The sequence below is a fragment of the Synechococcus sp. KORDI-49 genome (assembly GCF_000737575.1).
In the GTDB taxonomy this organism is placed as follows: domain Bacteria; phylum Cyanobacteriota; class Cyanobacteriia; order PCC-6307; family Cyanobiaceae; genus Parasynechococcus.
Map to the genome: position 1 here is coordinate 409,099 of NZ_CP006270.1, position 13,814 is coordinate 422,912.

Below are 13,814 nucleotides of genomic sequence, written 5' to 3' on the forward strand. Positions count from 1 at the left end.
GGGAGCATGGCCGACCGTCTGGTTCGGGCAACGGCGGCAGGTGGCGGCATCCGGCTGGTGGCGGTGGCGACGACGGAGACCCTGCGGGAAGCCCGGGAGCGTCATGACCTCTCGTACCTGACGACCGTGATGCTCGGCAGAGGAATGAGTGCCGCACTGATGCTGGCCAGCTCGATGAAGGTGCGGCACGGACGGGTGAATCTGCGGATCAGCTCGGTCGGACCGCTGAAGGGAATGAGCGTGGATGCCGGGCGTGACGGAACGGTGCGTGGATACGTGGGCACCCCGCAGCTGGAACTGGATCCGATCGGTGATGGCCAGGGGGGCTACGGCTTCGACTTCAAGGGGGCAACCGGCACCGGTTACCTGCATGTGGTGCGGGATGACGGCAAGGGAGAACCGTTCAGCAGCACCGTCGAACTGGTCAGTGGTGCCGTCGGTGAGGACGTGGCGTCCTTTCTGCTGCATTCCGAGCAGACCCCCTCTGCGGTCTTCGTCGGCGAACGCATCGACCGATCAGGGGTGAGGAGCAGTGGAGGACTGCTGGTGCAGGTGTTGCCGAAGGCGGCGGAGGAGCCCGCCCTCGTGGAGCTGCTGGAACAGCGCTGCCGTGAGATCACCGACTTCAGCGGCCGACTGGAGGAGCACGGGGACGCGCTCGAGGATCTCCTTCGCGATGTCTTCCCAGACCTCGACCCCCACCCCCTGGAGGATGCCGCAGCCAACCAGGACGTTCGCTTTCACTGCCCCTGCAGCCGTCAGCGAAGCGTTGGCGCGCTGATGTTGCTGGGGCGGGAGGAACTGACCAACATGCTCGAGACCGATGGCATGGCTGAACTCATCTGTCATTTCTGCAATGCCCGTTATGAGATCAGCGGCGACGAACTGCGCGCCTTGATCGCCGACCAGACACCGGTGGCTTAAGCCAGCAGCAACGATGCGATCAGCAGCAGCAGAGCAGCTGGAATCGCCTGAATCTGATCACTGGCGAGCTGAAGCTGGGACAGGGCCGAAGGAGACAACGCCGAGACCAGCACAACGCCGGTGACCAGGCCGGCCACGAGCAGAAGGATCGTCCAGCCCAGCGAAGCCAGGGGGCGCCGACCGCGACGGATCTGGCTGAGGAAACAGCCGATGACGGCAAGCGCCAGGATCAGCTGAACGCTTCCGGGTGACAACAGCAGCAGCACGAGACCGAGGCCACCGGCGACCAGTCGCACGATCAGGCCACGCCCCTCAACCAGAGACCATTGCGGTGCCAGGCCGGAGAGAGCCGGGCCTGGATCGGGGAGACCGCTGCGGATCCGCTGCAGAACTCCGACAGCGGCAGGAGCGGAAGCAGCTGCAGCAGCAGTGCCGTCCTCGCGCTGTGATGCCGTGGCAGCAGCCGGGCTGAGCTGGCCCTGCTGACGATCCCGCAGTCGTGCCATCAAGACCGCGTCGTAAGCCGCTTCGATCCTCGCCCTGGCCTGGGGATCATCGTCGGCATCGCTGAGGCAGCGCTGCTTGGCGCTCTGAACCTGCTCGAAGCTGGCGCCCGCCGACAGCCCGAGCCGGGCATAGGGGTCATCGGAATCGGGTTGTGGACCGGATTCACCCACGGCTGCCATGACGGCGTTCAACCAACTGCAGTTGAGCGTATCGACAGCAGCTCAGAACAGGGGGGCTGCGTGTCGGAACCCTTCACTGCCCTCCAGGCGCTCACGGCAATGGAGAGCTTCGCTGCGGTTCAACCACTGGCGTCGCTTGATCAGCGGCATCTGGGGTGGAAGGTGATAACCCTCCACCATCTCCACAGGTTCGCTGGCCCCGCGGAAGCAGACGTATTCGGTTCCGCCGTCCGACGTGCTTCGCACAAGCCAGAGACTGTCCAACGGATCGTTGTGGTGAGTCGGTGCAGTCTGGCGATGAAGTCAGAGGCCCGCGAGGAGATCCGCGGTTGCTCACCCGCCCCCGCTTGATGCATCAGCGCTGAAACGAGCGTGAAGAACGCCTGCCCGCGCTTGACAAAGGTTAAAGGCGGGTTAACAGTGAATCAATTGGGCTAGAGGGATGAACACTCTTCAGGAACTCCTGTCGCTGATGACGATTGAGGAGAAAGCCAGAACCTGTCGCAACCGCACCGAAGCGCAGCAATGGATTCGGCGCGCTGAACTGGCGCGGAAACATCTGTGGGGAACCACCGAAGCGATGCACTTCAGTTCCCACTGATCAGCACGGTGGCGATCAGAGGCTGATCGGCTCCACACCGCTGACCACCGGAGCCACATTGCTGAGAGCGAGATCAGGATGATCTTCCTTGAGCTGATTGAGGTTCCACTCGTTCTTGAACAGCAGGACAGGCCGATTCCAGGCGTCACGCACTGTCTTGCAGTTGAAGATGCGTCCCACCTTCTCGAGTTCCGACCAGCCCCCCGACACCCATCGCGCCACCTGGAAGCCAAGAGGCTCTAAACGGGTCTCAACGCCGTACTCATGCTCGAGCCGATGTTGAACCACCTCCAGCTGCAGCTGACCGACGGCCGCCAGGATCGGGTCACGCTTGCTTTCATCGGTGTCGTAGAGGATCTGAACAGCGCCCTCTTCCCGCAATTCATTCACCCCTTTGCGGAAATTCTTGAATGCTGAGGGATTGGGATTCCGCAGCCAGCTGAAGATCTCCGGGCTGAAGCAGGGAATTCCTTCGTATTCCACCTTCGGCCCCACATAGAGGGTGTCGCCGATCGAGAACATGCCGGGGTTGTTCAGACCGATCACATCACCTGGGTAGGCGTCTTCCACTACCGCTCGATCCTGTCCGAACAGCTTCTGGGGCCGCGACAGACGGATCGCCTTGCCCGTCCGGGCGTGCTTCACGGTCATGTCCTTCTCGAAGCGACCGCTGCAGACCCGAACAAAGGCGACCCGATCCCGGTGCCGAGGATCCATGTTCGCCTGCAGTTTGAACACGAATCCGCTGAACCCCTCACGCAGGGGGTCCACCAGGCCATCACTGCTGGATCGGGCGATCGGACGCTGGGCCATTTCCAGAAACGCGTCCAGGAAGGGACGCACACCGAAGTTGGTCATTGCGGAGCCGAAGAACACGGGGGTGAGGTCTCCGGAATGCACCGCCTCCAGATCCAGTTCAGCGCCGGCGACATCGAGAAGCTCCATCTCTTCCACCGCCAGATCGAGCAGCTCAGGCTCCACCAGCTCGCGCAGAGCAGGGTCATCCAGGGTCAGGCGCCGCTCGCTGGCCTGTCGGCCCCGTTCCGCACGGCTGAACAGCACCACTTCACGACTGCGACGGTCGATCACGCCACGGAACTGCTCGCCACTGCCGATCGGCCAGTTCACAGCCCAGGGGATCAGCTCCAGTTCCGATTCGATCTCATCGAGCAGCGACAACGGCTCCCGACCGGGACGGTCCATCTTGTTGATGAAGGTGAAGATCGGGATCTGGCGCATGCGACAGACCTCGAACAACTTGCGGGTCTGCGGCTCGAGTCCCTTGGCGGCGTCCTCCAGCATCACGGCGTTGTCAGCGGCCGCCAGGGTCCTGTAGGTGTCCTCCGAAAAATCCTGGTGGCCCGGAGTATCCAGAAGATTGATGGTGGTGGCGTCGTAGTCGAACTGGAGAACGGTGGAGGTAATCGAGATGCCTCTCTGCTTCTCAAGTTCCATCCAGTCGGATGTGACCTTGCGCTGCTCCCCCCGGGCCTTCACAGCACCGGCCTGCTGAATCGCACCGCCGTAGAGCAGCAGCTTCTCGGTGAGAGTCGTCTTGCCGGCATCCGGGTGGGAAATGATCGCGAAATTGCGGCGCCGATCCACCGCCTCAGCGACCGCAGCGCCGGGATCAGACTCCGCAGCAGAGGTGCTCAAGCTCATCGTGTTGCGTCAATCCACCAAGCCTGACACCACCAGATAGCGGTCGTTCTCCGCGCGGACATTCAGGCCATTCAGATCAGCAGCCGCGAGCTGAGCCTCGACTTCGGAAACCTCGAAAGCGGCCTGAAGAGACGCCAGGAAATCCCTCACCAGCAGTTGCGGACCGTCCGGGAGATGACGCTCCTGGAGCTGCCGGGCCTCCATCAGAGTTGCGGGACGGCGCAGATCCCGGTGCAGAACCCGGCAACCCGGAGCAGCGAGAACGCGGGTGAGCGACCAGAGAAGTCCGGGCTGATGCAGATGGTGCAGCAGGCTGTTGCTGACAATCAGATCGGCACGTCCGAGCAGCTCAGGCAGATCACCCCTCTGCAGATCCTGAAGCGAGGCTTGCTGCCAGCGCACCGTGAGGCCCGCGGCGGCAGCGCGCTGAGCCGCAACAGACAGCATGGAACCGGCGCCGTCCACCCCAACAAGCTCAGCGGAGGGATGCGATACCGCCAGCGGCAGGGTGATGTTGCCTGGTCCGCAACCGAGGTCGATGAACAGAGGAGCTTCCGGCAATGCTGGGGACCGCGCCAGCAGGGACTCGATCAGGGCGAGGGTGTGGCGATCTCCGTCGCTGAAATCCGCCTGCGCATAAGCCTGCACCTGCTGCGGATCGTCCATGAGTTCCGGCTCGCAAACACGCTGCATTGGATGAAGGCTGAGGGCACCAGTCTGAGCAGGACACTGCTGATGGTGGAAAACGGGCCTTGCTGACCCCATTGGTGGCGTTAGGGTTTCGACAACTCCAGTGCTCAGCTGCACGTGACCCTCACTCCGAATCGCGTGGCGCTCCACGCGGGAGAGATCGCCAGCTTTGGCGATTTCCCCGCTACCGCCCCCGCCGCCAACCCTGTCTTCTACCGCACCTACAGCCGCCGTATTCCTGAAGGGCGTGAGAGCTGGGCACAGGTTGGCCAACGGAATCTCGAAGGCCTGCGCAAACTCGGCAATCTCAATCAGCAGGAACTGGATCTGCTGGCACGCATGCAGGCAGAGAAGAAGGCTCTTCCCTCGGGCCGCTGGCTGTGGATCGGCGGCACGGGCTGGATTGAGCAACCGGTGAATTTCTCGGGTGCCTACAACTGCACCTCCACCAACCTGGTGGACTGGCAGGCCTTTGGTCTGATGATGGACCTCGCCATGATGGGCTGCGGCACCGGGGCCATCATCGAGCCGCACCTGATCGATCGCCTTCCGGTCGTGCGCAACAGACTCAAGGTGGTGTCGGTTTCCGATATCGGAGTCACCCCTGCAGGACAGCGCCAGGACGAGTGCACCCATCGCATCGAGGGCAACCGGGTCACCATCAAGGTGGGCGATACCCGTCGGGGCTGGGTGGACAGCTACCAGCTGATGCTGGAACTGTGCAGCGATGAACGGTTCGATGGCGGACTGATCGAGATCGAGGTTGATCTCAACGACGTACGCCCGGTCGGCGAAACCCTGAAGGGCTTCGGTGGCATGGCCAACCCGGTGAAGCTGAAGGATCTGTACGGACGGGTGGAACGGCTGCTCAACAAGGCGATCGGCAGACGCCTCACCTCCGTGGAGTGCTGCCTGCTGATCGACGAAGCGGCCGTCACCATCGTGGCCGGCAACATCCGTCGCAGTGCGGGGATGCGTCAGTTCGCCGCCGATGACGATGCGGCGTCATCAGCCAAGGACAACCTCTGGCAACAGGATGAACAGGGCAACTGGCGGATCGACCCTGAGCGCGATGCCCTGCGCATGGCGAATCACACGCGGGTTTATCACACGCGCCCAAGCCGCGATGTGGTGCTGGCGGCTGTCACCAAGCAGTTCCACTCCGGCGAGGGCGCCATTCAGTTCGCACCCGAAGCAATCGCCCGCTCCAATGCCGACCTGCTGAGCACCCCTGAACTTCGCCAGGAATTCATTGAGATCTACTGCGATCAGGGTCGTGATGAGGCCGGCCGCTGGTTGCGCCTGCACAACAGCGACATGAGCGAGGCAGAACTGGACCATCGCCTCGGCCGCTACGGACTCAACCCCTGCGGAGAAATCCTCGGTGCCGATTTCCACTGCAATCTGGCGGAGATCCATCTGAATCAGATCGATCCGAGCGATGAGGAGGGGCAGGCTGATGCCTTCCGTGCAGCCGCCCTTTCCGTGGCCTGTCTGTTGAACCACCGCTTCGAGGTGGAGCGTTATCGCCAGAGCCGCGAATGGGACCCGATCGTGGGTGTCAGCTTCACGGGCCTGTTCGATTTCTTCGTGCATGCCTTCGGCACCCCCTGGTTGCAGTGGTGGGAGGCCGGACGTCCGGACACCGAGGAAGGCCTGGCGTTCAAGGCACAGGAGGCGGCCTACCTGAGCCGTTGGAAGCAGGTGGTGAACGACACCGTCTGGGACTACTGCGATCGCCACGGCCTGCGCCGTCCGAACCGCTGCACCACCGTTCAACCGGCAGGAACCAAGAGCCTGCTCACCGGTGCAGCCCCTGGCTGGCATCCCCCCAAGGCCCAGCGCTTTATTCGCCGGATCACCTTCCGCAAGAACGACCCGGTGGCGATGGCCTGCATGGACTACGGCTACACCGTGGTTCCCTCCCAGTCGGACAAGGACGACCAGGGCCGGCTGCTGGATGATCCGTTTGATCCCCGCTGCACCGAATGGCTGGTGGAAATCCCCACCGAAGTGAGCTGGGCCAATCTGCCTGGAGCCGATGCCGTCGACATCAACGGCTTCTCGGCCATGGCCCAGTTTGATTTCTACATGCAGGTGCAGCGCCACTACACCGCCCACAACACCTCTGCCACGATCGAATTCCGCGAGCACGAGATCGAGCCCCTGGCCGACGCGCTCCATGGAGCGATGCTCCATGGAGATGGCTACATCTCGGCAGCTCTGCTGGCTCGATTCGACGCCAATGCCACATTCCCACGCCTGCCTTTCGAGCCGATCGACGCAGCGACCTACGAGAGAATGCAGTCTGAGGTGGTGCAGAGACGCGTCAGCAGCGACTTCTTTGCTGCCTTGAAGCGATACGACATGGGCGAGATTGCAGAAGCAGGTCCTGCCGGCTGTGATTCGGACAAGTGCTTATTGCCTCTGTCAAAACCCAGCTGAAGATCAACGTTGCTGACAATCAAACAACAAGGAGGCATTGATTGCCTCCTTTTTTGTGTTCATGAGAACAACGGCTTGCACGGAACAACCCCAAAGTCGCGAGAAATTCATTTTTAATTCTACTTTTCGCAAAACAGGCGTTCCAGAGAGCCGGTGATTTAATTTTTTCGACATGTTCTAGTCCGCCGGTGGTTACTAATCTTTGATGGGTGAATCTCTTTCTTCATCCTTCGTTCGTTCCCTGAACCATGAAATCCTGTCTAGATCCTCGGCTTTGCTTTGGGGCAGCACTGCTTCTCCTGGCACCGCTTGCGGCGAACGCTCAAAGCATCGCCGGGTCCGATGACCCCAACATGTCTGGTACCACCCAGCGCATGTTCATCATCAACGCCACCACCCCCGGTGGACTGACCTTCTCGGGCGCCGGTACTGCCACCTTCAACAACGCAGTTGGCACCTCCAACCAGTTCAACGTCGGCTCCAACACCAGCATCGGTGTGAACGCCAGCGTGTCTGCGACTCAGGAATTTGACGGTCTGTCCCTGGGTGTGATGCAGCTGGGTGCAGGCAGCAGCCTGATGCAGACCAACGGCACCTCCTCCTCCGCTGCTGCCACCCAGGCCGCTTCTGCTGCCGCCAACTCGGTTGCAACGGAAACTGCTCAGCGTGAATCCCACTCCACTGGTTGGGAATCAGCCACGACAGCGACGAACCTGTCCTCTACCACAACCGGTAATTACGGCAGCTACGACCGGAATGGTGATTGGCAGTGGTCTGCTGATTACGACAGCGCATGGGGCGATCTGGATGCCTCCGTCCAGGCTTCCTATGGATCTGAGGGAAGAACTGCTTACGAAACCGAGCAGAGCAACTTCAAACAGTTCAAGAACGCCTACACACAGGCCTACAACCAGAACTACAACGCGAGTTACAGCTCTGCTTACAACAACGTCATCACCAACAGTTCCTCCACGGCTACCGAGTCGTCGGCGACCGGAATCATCAAAGGTGATTTCCAGTCCACTGAGGATTCTGTGACCGCCATCGGTCAGGAAGGTCAGCTGGGTGCCATCGTGAATTCCGCTTTGGCAGCCGCGAACAGCACCAACGACACCACCGGTGGTGCATCCTGGACCGCTGCTTTCAACGCAGCGTATGAGGCTGGCTATCAGCAGTCCGTCGGTCAGACCAGCACTGTCAGCGACAGTCAGGTTGCCATCGAAGGTCTGGGTGCCATCGCCAGCGTGAACGCCGATGAGGCCTCCAGTTTCACCGTGAACCTGGATCGCCTGGAAGCGTTCAAGTCCACCGGCACGCAGCAGAATTCTTCTGCGACCGCCAACGGTTCTGCCACAGCGACGTTGTCCACCAACTCCTTCGCGACTCAGAACAACCAGCGCACCGCGTCCGCCTTCATGCAGGCCTTCGCTGCTGACTGATCTGATCGCTTGATCTAATCAGGAGGGGAGGGGCTTCGGCCCCTCCTTTTTCATGGCCAAACAATGAGAATTCCTCGCAACATCATTCTCACCACCAACTCACCGGAAGCGGGACCCGATGAAAGACAGAGGACATGACATCCGTCAGAGGGCGTGAACGAGTCCGTCAACACTGCCAACCAAGAAAAACGTTATTGTTCTTGCAAAAAGAAGATTTAACAGGTCGATAGCATTCGTATTTTGCAAAAAGCAGTTACCACCAACACGAAGAATATCTCTTTGAGGATCAGCCTTCCGACTCTTGATGGGTGAAACAGTCGCTCGATGAACGCCATTGAGATGTTGATCGGCAGGTCTGAACAGCTGCGAACACCTTGCTAAAGTGGTGGTCGTGATCTTGATCACGGTCAGGGAGAGGTGGTCGAGTGGTTGATGGCTCTGGTCTTGAAAACCAGCGAGGTGCAAGCCTCCGCGGGTTCGAATCCCGCCCTCTCCGCTTTCTTCCTTAAACGCTGCTCCTCAGGGCTCAATGACCTGCGGGAGGCCAAAAACTTCAGCGCATCCTGAAAGGTCCTCCGCCAGCACAGTCTCGATATAGGGATCCCCGAGCAGATACTCCTCGCACTGCTCGAAGGGCGTCATTCCCGTGTACCAGTCCCAGGCGTCATCGCCACCGGCGGCTCGCACCGGAGAGGAGCTGAAAAGCGCTGCTGCCAGAAGGAGCCAGAGCCGCATGTGCACCTTGCGTCACACCAGCAATTCTTGCGCAGACGCTCTGAATAGACCCCGAAGCCACCTCGAAGACACTTCAGAGTTGCTTCCTGGTGACTGCTGAGCTACTTTTGGGTTGCTCAGAAGAGCCGCTGATGATCAAAACCGCCACTCGCGAAAACCAGGTGAAGCTCACGGTCTCCGTGCCACCAAGCCTGCATGTGCTGCTGCGAAGCTGGGCTCTGTGCGAGGGCCGCGAGCTCACCAGTGTTGTGCTTCAGTGCGTCGAACTCTCCATCCGGCAGCTCAAGAGCAACGGCTCCATCCCCAGCGCCGCCATCCGCAATTACGAAACGGCCTGCGACGAACGCCTTGCCATCGGAGGCCTCTGACCATGGAATTCGCACTGATCGAACAGGCTCTGCAGGCACCGGTGATGGACGCCGTTATTGCGCTGACAGAACGATTCCAGGATCTGGAGGCGAAACCGGAAGCCGTTGTCTTCACCTTTCTGCGCGGCATCGATCAGACGATTGCCATCGGCTACAGCGAAGACATCGGCTCGGTTCAGAGCGATTTCGAGGCCCGTGGGTTTCAGTTGGTCGATGCACGCCGGGGAACGCGCCGTGAAGAACGACTCCTGCTGCTGACACTCAAGGAGATCGGACTGAAGACCACCTACGGCAGCAATTATTTCGAAGCTGATGCACCGGTGATCCGGCACCTGCATCAACTTGGCTGGCCGATGGGCGACCTGCGGGCGGATCACCCTCGCAAGCGAAAAAGCAAGCGGAAGGATCACTTGGTGGAAGACAACTGACACGTCATCAAGCTGTTTTACGCAACACGTCGCATCCGATACAAATCCTTTAACAACGGGGAGTTCAACCGATCAGACGGATGAAGATCCTTCCCGCCGCTTTGGCTGTTGGAATGCTGAGCCTTGCGGCCTGCAGCTCCCAGACAAAAGACACCACGACATCAGCCACCGGCGATCACGTGGGGTTGAAAGCCGTCGTCATCAACGATGCCCTGCCTTACAGCACCAAGAACGGCGACGCATGGACAGGCCTGGCTGTTGACGTGCTCAAGGCCATTCAGAAGGAACAGTCGGAGGAGAATGCCACAACGGAACTGAGCTATGTGGAGGTCGGCAGCGTTTCAGAGGCCAAGGACGCCCTCACCAACGGAACGGCCAACATCGTCTGCGGCGTTGGCTTCTCATGGAAACGCTCCAGGCAGATCAACTACACGCTTCCTTTCGCCGTGGGCGGAATGCGACTGCTCACCACCGAAGGCGTGGACGGAACTCCTGAATCCATGAAGGGAAAGCAGATCGGTGTGATCACCGGCAGCATTCCGGCCAACCTTGTTGAAAGCCAGCTCCCCGAAGCCGACGCGAAGGGATTCGATTCCCCCGATGCAGCACTGAAAGCCCTGAAGGACGGTGAAATCGCCACCATTGCCGGAGGTGCGCTCTGGAGCAAGGCCAACATGGCCGAAGTCCCCGGCAGCAGGATGGTTCCGGTCCGTCCCTACGGCCGTGCAGGTGTCGGCTGTGCGGTGACCCACGGCAACGATGCGCTGCTGGCTTCAGGAAACCTCGCCATCGGCCAGCTGTTGCAGGGCTATATCGATGGCGATGAGGAGAGCACCCGAATCATCAACTCCTCGATCGGTCCCGACAGCCCCGTCGGCCTCGAGGCCGACAAAATCGCGGCTTACTACAACAGTGTGCTCGGCACGGTGGCCGGCATCGGCAAGGACGAGTGAGTCCTGCTCCTGAATCCATCCATTTCCCTTACATCCCATGAAAACCACCACCCTGCTTGGAGTTCTGGCGCTGCTCAGCTCCTGGAGCACCTTCAGCGCCATCGCCGAGACCGGCACCTACACAGACCAAAAAGCGGACAACAGCATCGAAGCGCGGATCGCCAGCGCCCGTGATCAAGCCAGTGGCTGGCAGGAGTTCCTCGACAGCCACAGCAATGGAGACCTGCAGATCGCCGCTTGGGGCAACGGTCGTGGCCGGGGCTGGGCCAACGGCGGCGGCGGTGGCGGCGGCTTCGGCAATGCCCGCGGCGGCGGCTGGGGCAACGGCGGCGGTGGCTTCGCCAATGCGCGCTACGGCGGCGGATTCGTCAACTGGTAACCGTCCGGGCACGTCGGATCAGCTCCTGCACCGCGGCTGGTCCGGCGGCCTGGCGATCCCCACCCGCCACAGCCCGGTAGTGATCTGCCACGGACCATGCGGCCGTGGCGGGTTCGTTCAGGAAACGGGGAATCAGATGCAGATGCAAATGCTGTGCGCCCTCGCCGAAGGCAATGGCATACACCCGATCACAGCCGGTGAGGTCCTGAACAAGAACACTGGCATCACGAACGGCCCGCCCCCAGTCGGCGGCTTCCTCCGCATTGAACGCGAGCGGGCCTGAGCAATGGCGCAGGCTGTCCAGGAGCAACCAACCGACCAGCGGCGCCGGATCGGGGTGATGGCGGAGAACCCAGAGACCGGACCGTTCAATCTCGTAGCTCCCCACCATGGCCGGCTCGACATGCAGGGCGCAGATGGGGCAGTCGGAGTTCATCATCTGGGAGATTCAAGCGTGTGGATGGATCACGCCGACAGCCGCTGAGATGAAGTGATGATGATCGGAGCTCGTACCGGCATGGTGCTGCGCTTTCTGCTCAGTGTCTGCATCGGCTGGTTCGGTTCGGTGATCCCCGTGCTGATGTCGGGGATTGTCCGCAACGTGAGCTGGGGAGCCCGGCTGTTGCTGCCGGACTGGATCGTTCATGGCAGCTTTGCCGTGCTGCTCTTGCTGTGGATCGCACTGATGCTGAACCTGCTGAAGCGGATCTGGACGCCGTCGCGAGCGAAGGTGACCATCGGCCACAGGGATCAGCCTCAGACGGGGGGATGGCCGGGCTTGTGAACGGAGAGACAACCCTGGAGAGATTCCATGGGCCTTGTGCGTCATGGGCTCAGCAGCCCTAACAGGTGTGCAGTGGCAAAGGTCGATGCTGACCACACAGACCCGTCTCCGCCTGCAGGCAATCCTGCGACGCCTGGCCTCCGGCTGCCAGGTGACCCTTGCCGAGCGGATCGAACTGCACACGTTCGCAGACCATGATTCGACCGTGGCCGCCTGGTTGCGACGGGCCCGTCGCCGCCAGCGACAGCGACAGCGTCCGCTCCAGGAGGACGTTCTGCTTCAGGAACTGGATCTCGGGTGCAGCGAGCCGGATGGCAACTTTCACGCCGATCGGGATGATCTCGAGGATTGGTTCGGAGGAGCCCCCTCATGGCTGCGACGAAGCTGAGACAGCCGTGGGGATCACGTTTCCAGATTGCAGTTCACCGCAACCTCGAAGGGAACACTGGCAGCCGGCAACCGAAGCAGAAGTGCTGAGATCGCCGCAAGATCGTCAGGCTGCGTCATGTCATCCGAGCTCACCTGGCTGATTCCAGCGGCCATCGTGGTGTTGACCCAACTGGGACAGAAGGCGGTCACGCGGATTCCATGGGGCCAGCCTTCATTCCGCATCGACTGGCAAAGCCCCATCAGGGCGAACTTGCTGACCGGATAGGCCGCCATGCCTCCACGCACGCGTCGTCCACTCATCGAGACCAGCACCTGGATCCGTCCTCGCCCGCTGCGCACCAGATGGGGCCAGGCAGCACGAGTCAGCCACCAGGGGCCCATCACATTCACTCGCCAGAGCGCCTCGATGTCCTGCTGCTCCCCGTCAGAGAAGAGAAGCGGGGTGCGCCTCAGGATGCCGGCACAATGCACCAGAGCATCCACGTGTCCCGCCCAGGCAGCCGTCGCCTCAACCCAGGACTCGGCCGATGCCGGATCCTCCGCGTCATACCGCTGAAGCAGCACACGCCCTGAATCCTCCAGATCGCCGATGTCTGCTGATTCAACGTCGCGCAGACCGAGGCTGAGGAGATGCCCCTCCTTCAGCAGAGCCTGAGCGATCGCACGACCGATGCCACGGCTGCCTCCGCTCAGCATGACGACGCGCATCTCCTCAGCCATCAGAGGGTTTTCAGCAGGACATCCAGGAGCTGGGCCGGAGAAGACTCCACCGACACCAGCCGGCGGTTCTCAGCTGAGATGAACCCCTCCTCGAGAGCCCCATCGAGGAAGGTCAGCAGCGGATCGAAATAGCCCCGCACATTCAGCAGCCCGCAGGGTTTGCTGTGGAATCGGAGCTGTGCCCAGGTGAGCGCCTCGAACAACTCCTCGAGCGTGCCGAGGCCACCGGGCAGCGCGACCATCGCATCAGCCAGTTCCATCATCCGCGCCTTGCGGATGTGCATCGACTCGACCACCTCAAGACGGCTGAGGCCCGTATGAGCGACCTCCGAATCCATCAGTGCGCGCGGGATCACACCGATCACGTCCCCTCCTCCAGCAAGCATCGCGTCCGCCAGCACGCCCATCAGGCCGATCCGCCCAGCGCCATAGATCAGCCCGAGTCGATGGCGCAGCAGAACCGCAGCGAGTTCCTCTGCCGCCTGCCGGTGCGACGGGTCATGGCCAACCCTGGATCCGCAGTACACGCAGATGCTTGGCATGGATCAGCGGCATGAATTCCGATCATCGTTCAGGGTGATCTGGGCACTTCCCCGTCCCCACGACAGCT

19 protein-coding genes and 1 tRNA gene are annotated in these 13,814 nt (G+C 61.3%); 11 read left to right on the forward strand and 9 right to left on the reverse strand.

Annotated elements, in window-relative coordinates; genetic code table 11:
* The first annotated feature begins 6 nt into the window (after window positions 1-6).
* Window positions 7-924: an Hsp33 family molecular chaperone HslO gene (hslO, locus tag KR49_RS02225; RefSeq protein WP_043691227.1), complete on the forward strand. Its 918-nt coding sequence runs from the start codon at window positions 7-9 to the stop codon at window positions 922-924.
* On the opposite strand, the gene KR49_RS02230 is transcribed toward hslO, so the two are convergent.
* A complete protein-coding gene (locus KR49_RS02230; RefSeq protein WP_043691229.1) occupies window positions 921-1,610 on the reverse strand; it encodes a CPP1-like family protein in 690 nt (229 codons plus the stop codon). The two genes, hslO and KR49_RS02230, sit on opposite strands and share 4 nt — an antisense overlap.
* 42 nt (window positions 1,611-1,652) lie before the next feature.
* Window positions 1,653-1,874 carry a hypothetical protein gene (locus KR49_RS02235; protein ID WP_043691231.1) on the reverse strand — a complete coding sequence of 74 codons (222 nt, stop codon included), beginning with the start codon at window positions 1,872-1,874 and terminating at the stop codon, window positions 1,653-1,655.
* Between the two features lie 178 nt (window positions 1,875-2,052).
* On the opposite strand from KR49_RS02235, the gene KR49_RS13725 reads away from it, so the two are divergent.
* A complete protein-coding gene (locus KR49_RS13725) occupies window positions 2,053-2,211 on the forward strand; it encodes a hypothetical protein (protein WP_156957076.1) in 159 nt (52 codons plus the stop codon).
* Window positions 2,212-2,226: 15 nt separating this feature from the next.
* On the opposite strand, the gene KR49_RS02240 is transcribed toward KR49_RS13725, so the two are convergent.
* Together KR49_RS02240 and KR49_RS02245 are read right to left on the reverse strand one after the other, a co-directional pair.
* Window positions 2,227-3,867, reverse strand: coding sequence for a peptide chain release factor 3 (locus KR49_RS02240; RefSeq protein WP_253912793.1), 1,641 nt, complete (start codon window positions 3,865-3,867; stop codon window positions 2,227-2,229).
* Window positions 3,868-3,882: 15 nt separating this feature from the next.
* On the reverse strand, window positions 3,883-4,539 hold the full coding sequence (locus tag KR49_RS02245; protein WP_253912794.1) for a class I SAM-dependent methyltransferase: 657 nt from the start codon (window positions 4,537-4,539) through the stop codon (window positions 3,883-3,885).
* A 141-nt stretch (window positions 4,540-4,680) separates the two neighbouring features.
* Here KR49_RS02245 and nrdJ point away from each other — a divergent pair, with 141 nt between their 5' ends.
* Both nrdJ and KR49_RS02255 read left to right on the forward strand, forming a co-directional pair.
* Entirely contained in the window at window positions 4,681-7,008 is a 2,328-nt protein-coding gene (gene nrdJ / locus KR49_RS02250; protein WP_043691237.1) for a ribonucleoside-triphosphate reductase, adenosylcobalamin-dependent, read from the forward strand.
* A gap of 353 nt (window positions 7,009-7,361) precedes the next feature.
* Entirely contained in the window at window positions 7,362-8,447 is a 1,086-nt protein-coding gene (locus KR49_RS02255) for a hypothetical protein (RefSeq protein ID WP_156957077.1), read from the forward strand.
* A gap of 144 nt (window positions 8,448-8,591) precedes the next feature.
* Here KR49_RS02255 and KR49_RS13730 read toward each other — a convergent pair whose 3' ends face one another.
* Window positions 8,592-8,852, reverse strand: coding sequence for a hypothetical protein (locus KR49_RS13730; RefSeq protein WP_156957078.1), 261 nt, complete (start codon window positions 8,850-8,852; stop codon window positions 8,592-8,594).
* Between the two features lie 6 nt (window positions 8,853-8,858).
* Here KR49_RS13730 and KR49_RS02260 point away from each other — a divergent pair.
* Window positions 8,859-8,943, forward strand: a tRNA-Ser gene (locus KR49_RS02260).
* Window positions 8,944-8,966: 23 nt separating this feature from the next.
* Here the strand turns inward: KR49_RS02260 and KR49_RS02265 are convergent.
* Window positions 8,967-9,182, reverse strand: coding sequence for a hypothetical protein (locus KR49_RS02265; protein ID WP_043691240.1), 216 nt, complete (start codon window positions 9,180-9,182; stop codon window positions 8,967-8,969).
* Between the two features lie 131 nt (window positions 9,183-9,313).
* Between KR49_RS02265 and KR49_RS02270 the strand changes: the two genes are divergently transcribed.
* From KR49_RS02270 to grrA, 4 genes are all read left to right on the forward strand, one after another.
* Window positions 9,314-9,550: a hypothetical protein gene (locus KR49_RS02270; RefSeq protein ID WP_043691242.1), complete on the forward strand. Its 237-nt coding sequence runs from the start codon at window positions 9,314-9,316 to the stop codon at window positions 9,548-9,550.
* Between the two features lie 2 nt (window positions 9,551-9,552).
* Entirely contained in the window at window positions 9,553-9,978 is a 426-nt protein-coding gene (locus tag KR49_RS02275) for a hypothetical protein (protein ID WP_043691244.1), read from the forward strand.
* A gap of 80 nt (window positions 9,979-10,058) precedes the next feature.
* Window positions 10,059-10,931, forward strand: coding sequence for an extracellular substrate binding-like orphan protein GrrP (gene grrP, locus KR49_RS02280; RefSeq protein ID WP_043691245.1), 873 nt, complete (start codon window positions 10,059-10,061; stop codon window positions 10,929-10,931).
* A 37-nt stretch (window positions 10,932-10,968) separates the two neighbouring features.
* Window positions 10,969-11,310 carry a GrrA/OscA1 family cyclophane-containing rSAM-modified RiPP gene (grrA, locus tag KR49_RS02285; protein ID WP_043691247.1) on the forward strand — a complete coding sequence of 114 codons (342 nt, stop codon included), beginning with the start codon at window positions 10,969-10,971 and terminating at the stop codon, window positions 11,308-11,310.
* Here the strand turns inward: grrA and KR49_RS02290 are convergent.
* Window positions 11,300-11,746: a hypothetical protein gene (locus KR49_RS02290; RefSeq protein WP_043696521.1), complete on the reverse strand. Its 447-nt coding sequence runs from the start codon at window positions 11,744-11,746 to the stop codon at window positions 11,300-11,302. The two genes, grrA and KR49_RS02290, sit on opposite strands and share 11 nt — an antisense overlap.
* A gap of 60 nt (window positions 11,747-11,806) precedes the next feature.
* On the opposite strand from KR49_RS02290, the gene KR49_RS02295 reads away from it, so the two are divergent.
* Both KR49_RS02295 and KR49_RS02300 read left to right on the forward strand, forming a co-directional pair.
* A complete protein-coding gene (locus tag KR49_RS02295) occupies window positions 11,807-12,094 on the forward strand; it encodes a hypothetical protein (RefSeq protein ID WP_156957079.1) in 288 nt (95 codons plus the stop codon).
* An 85-nt stretch (window positions 12,095-12,179) separates the two neighbouring features.
* On the forward strand, window positions 12,180-12,482 hold the full coding sequence (locus tag KR49_RS02300; RefSeq protein ID WP_043691251.1) for a hypothetical protein: 303 nt from the start codon (window positions 12,180-12,182) through the stop codon (window positions 12,480-12,482).
* A 14-nt stretch (window positions 12,483-12,496) separates the two neighbouring features.
* On the opposite strand, the gene KR49_RS02305 is transcribed toward KR49_RS02300, so the two are convergent.
* Together KR49_RS02305 and KR49_RS02310 are read right to left on the reverse strand one after the other, a co-directional pair.
* Entirely contained in the window at window positions 12,497-13,204 is a 708-nt protein-coding gene (locus KR49_RS02305) for an SDR family NAD(P)-dependent oxidoreductase (RefSeq protein WP_253912795.1), read from the reverse strand.
* On the reverse strand, window positions 13,204-13,746 hold the full coding sequence (locus tag KR49_RS02310) for a TIGR00730 family Rossman fold protein (protein WP_043691253.1): 543 nt from the start codon (window positions 13,744-13,746) through the stop codon (window positions 13,204-13,206). The genes KR49_RS02305 and KR49_RS02310 overlap by 1 nt, the downstream gene beginning before the upstream one ends.
* Window positions 13,747-13,814 lie beyond the last annotated feature (68 nt).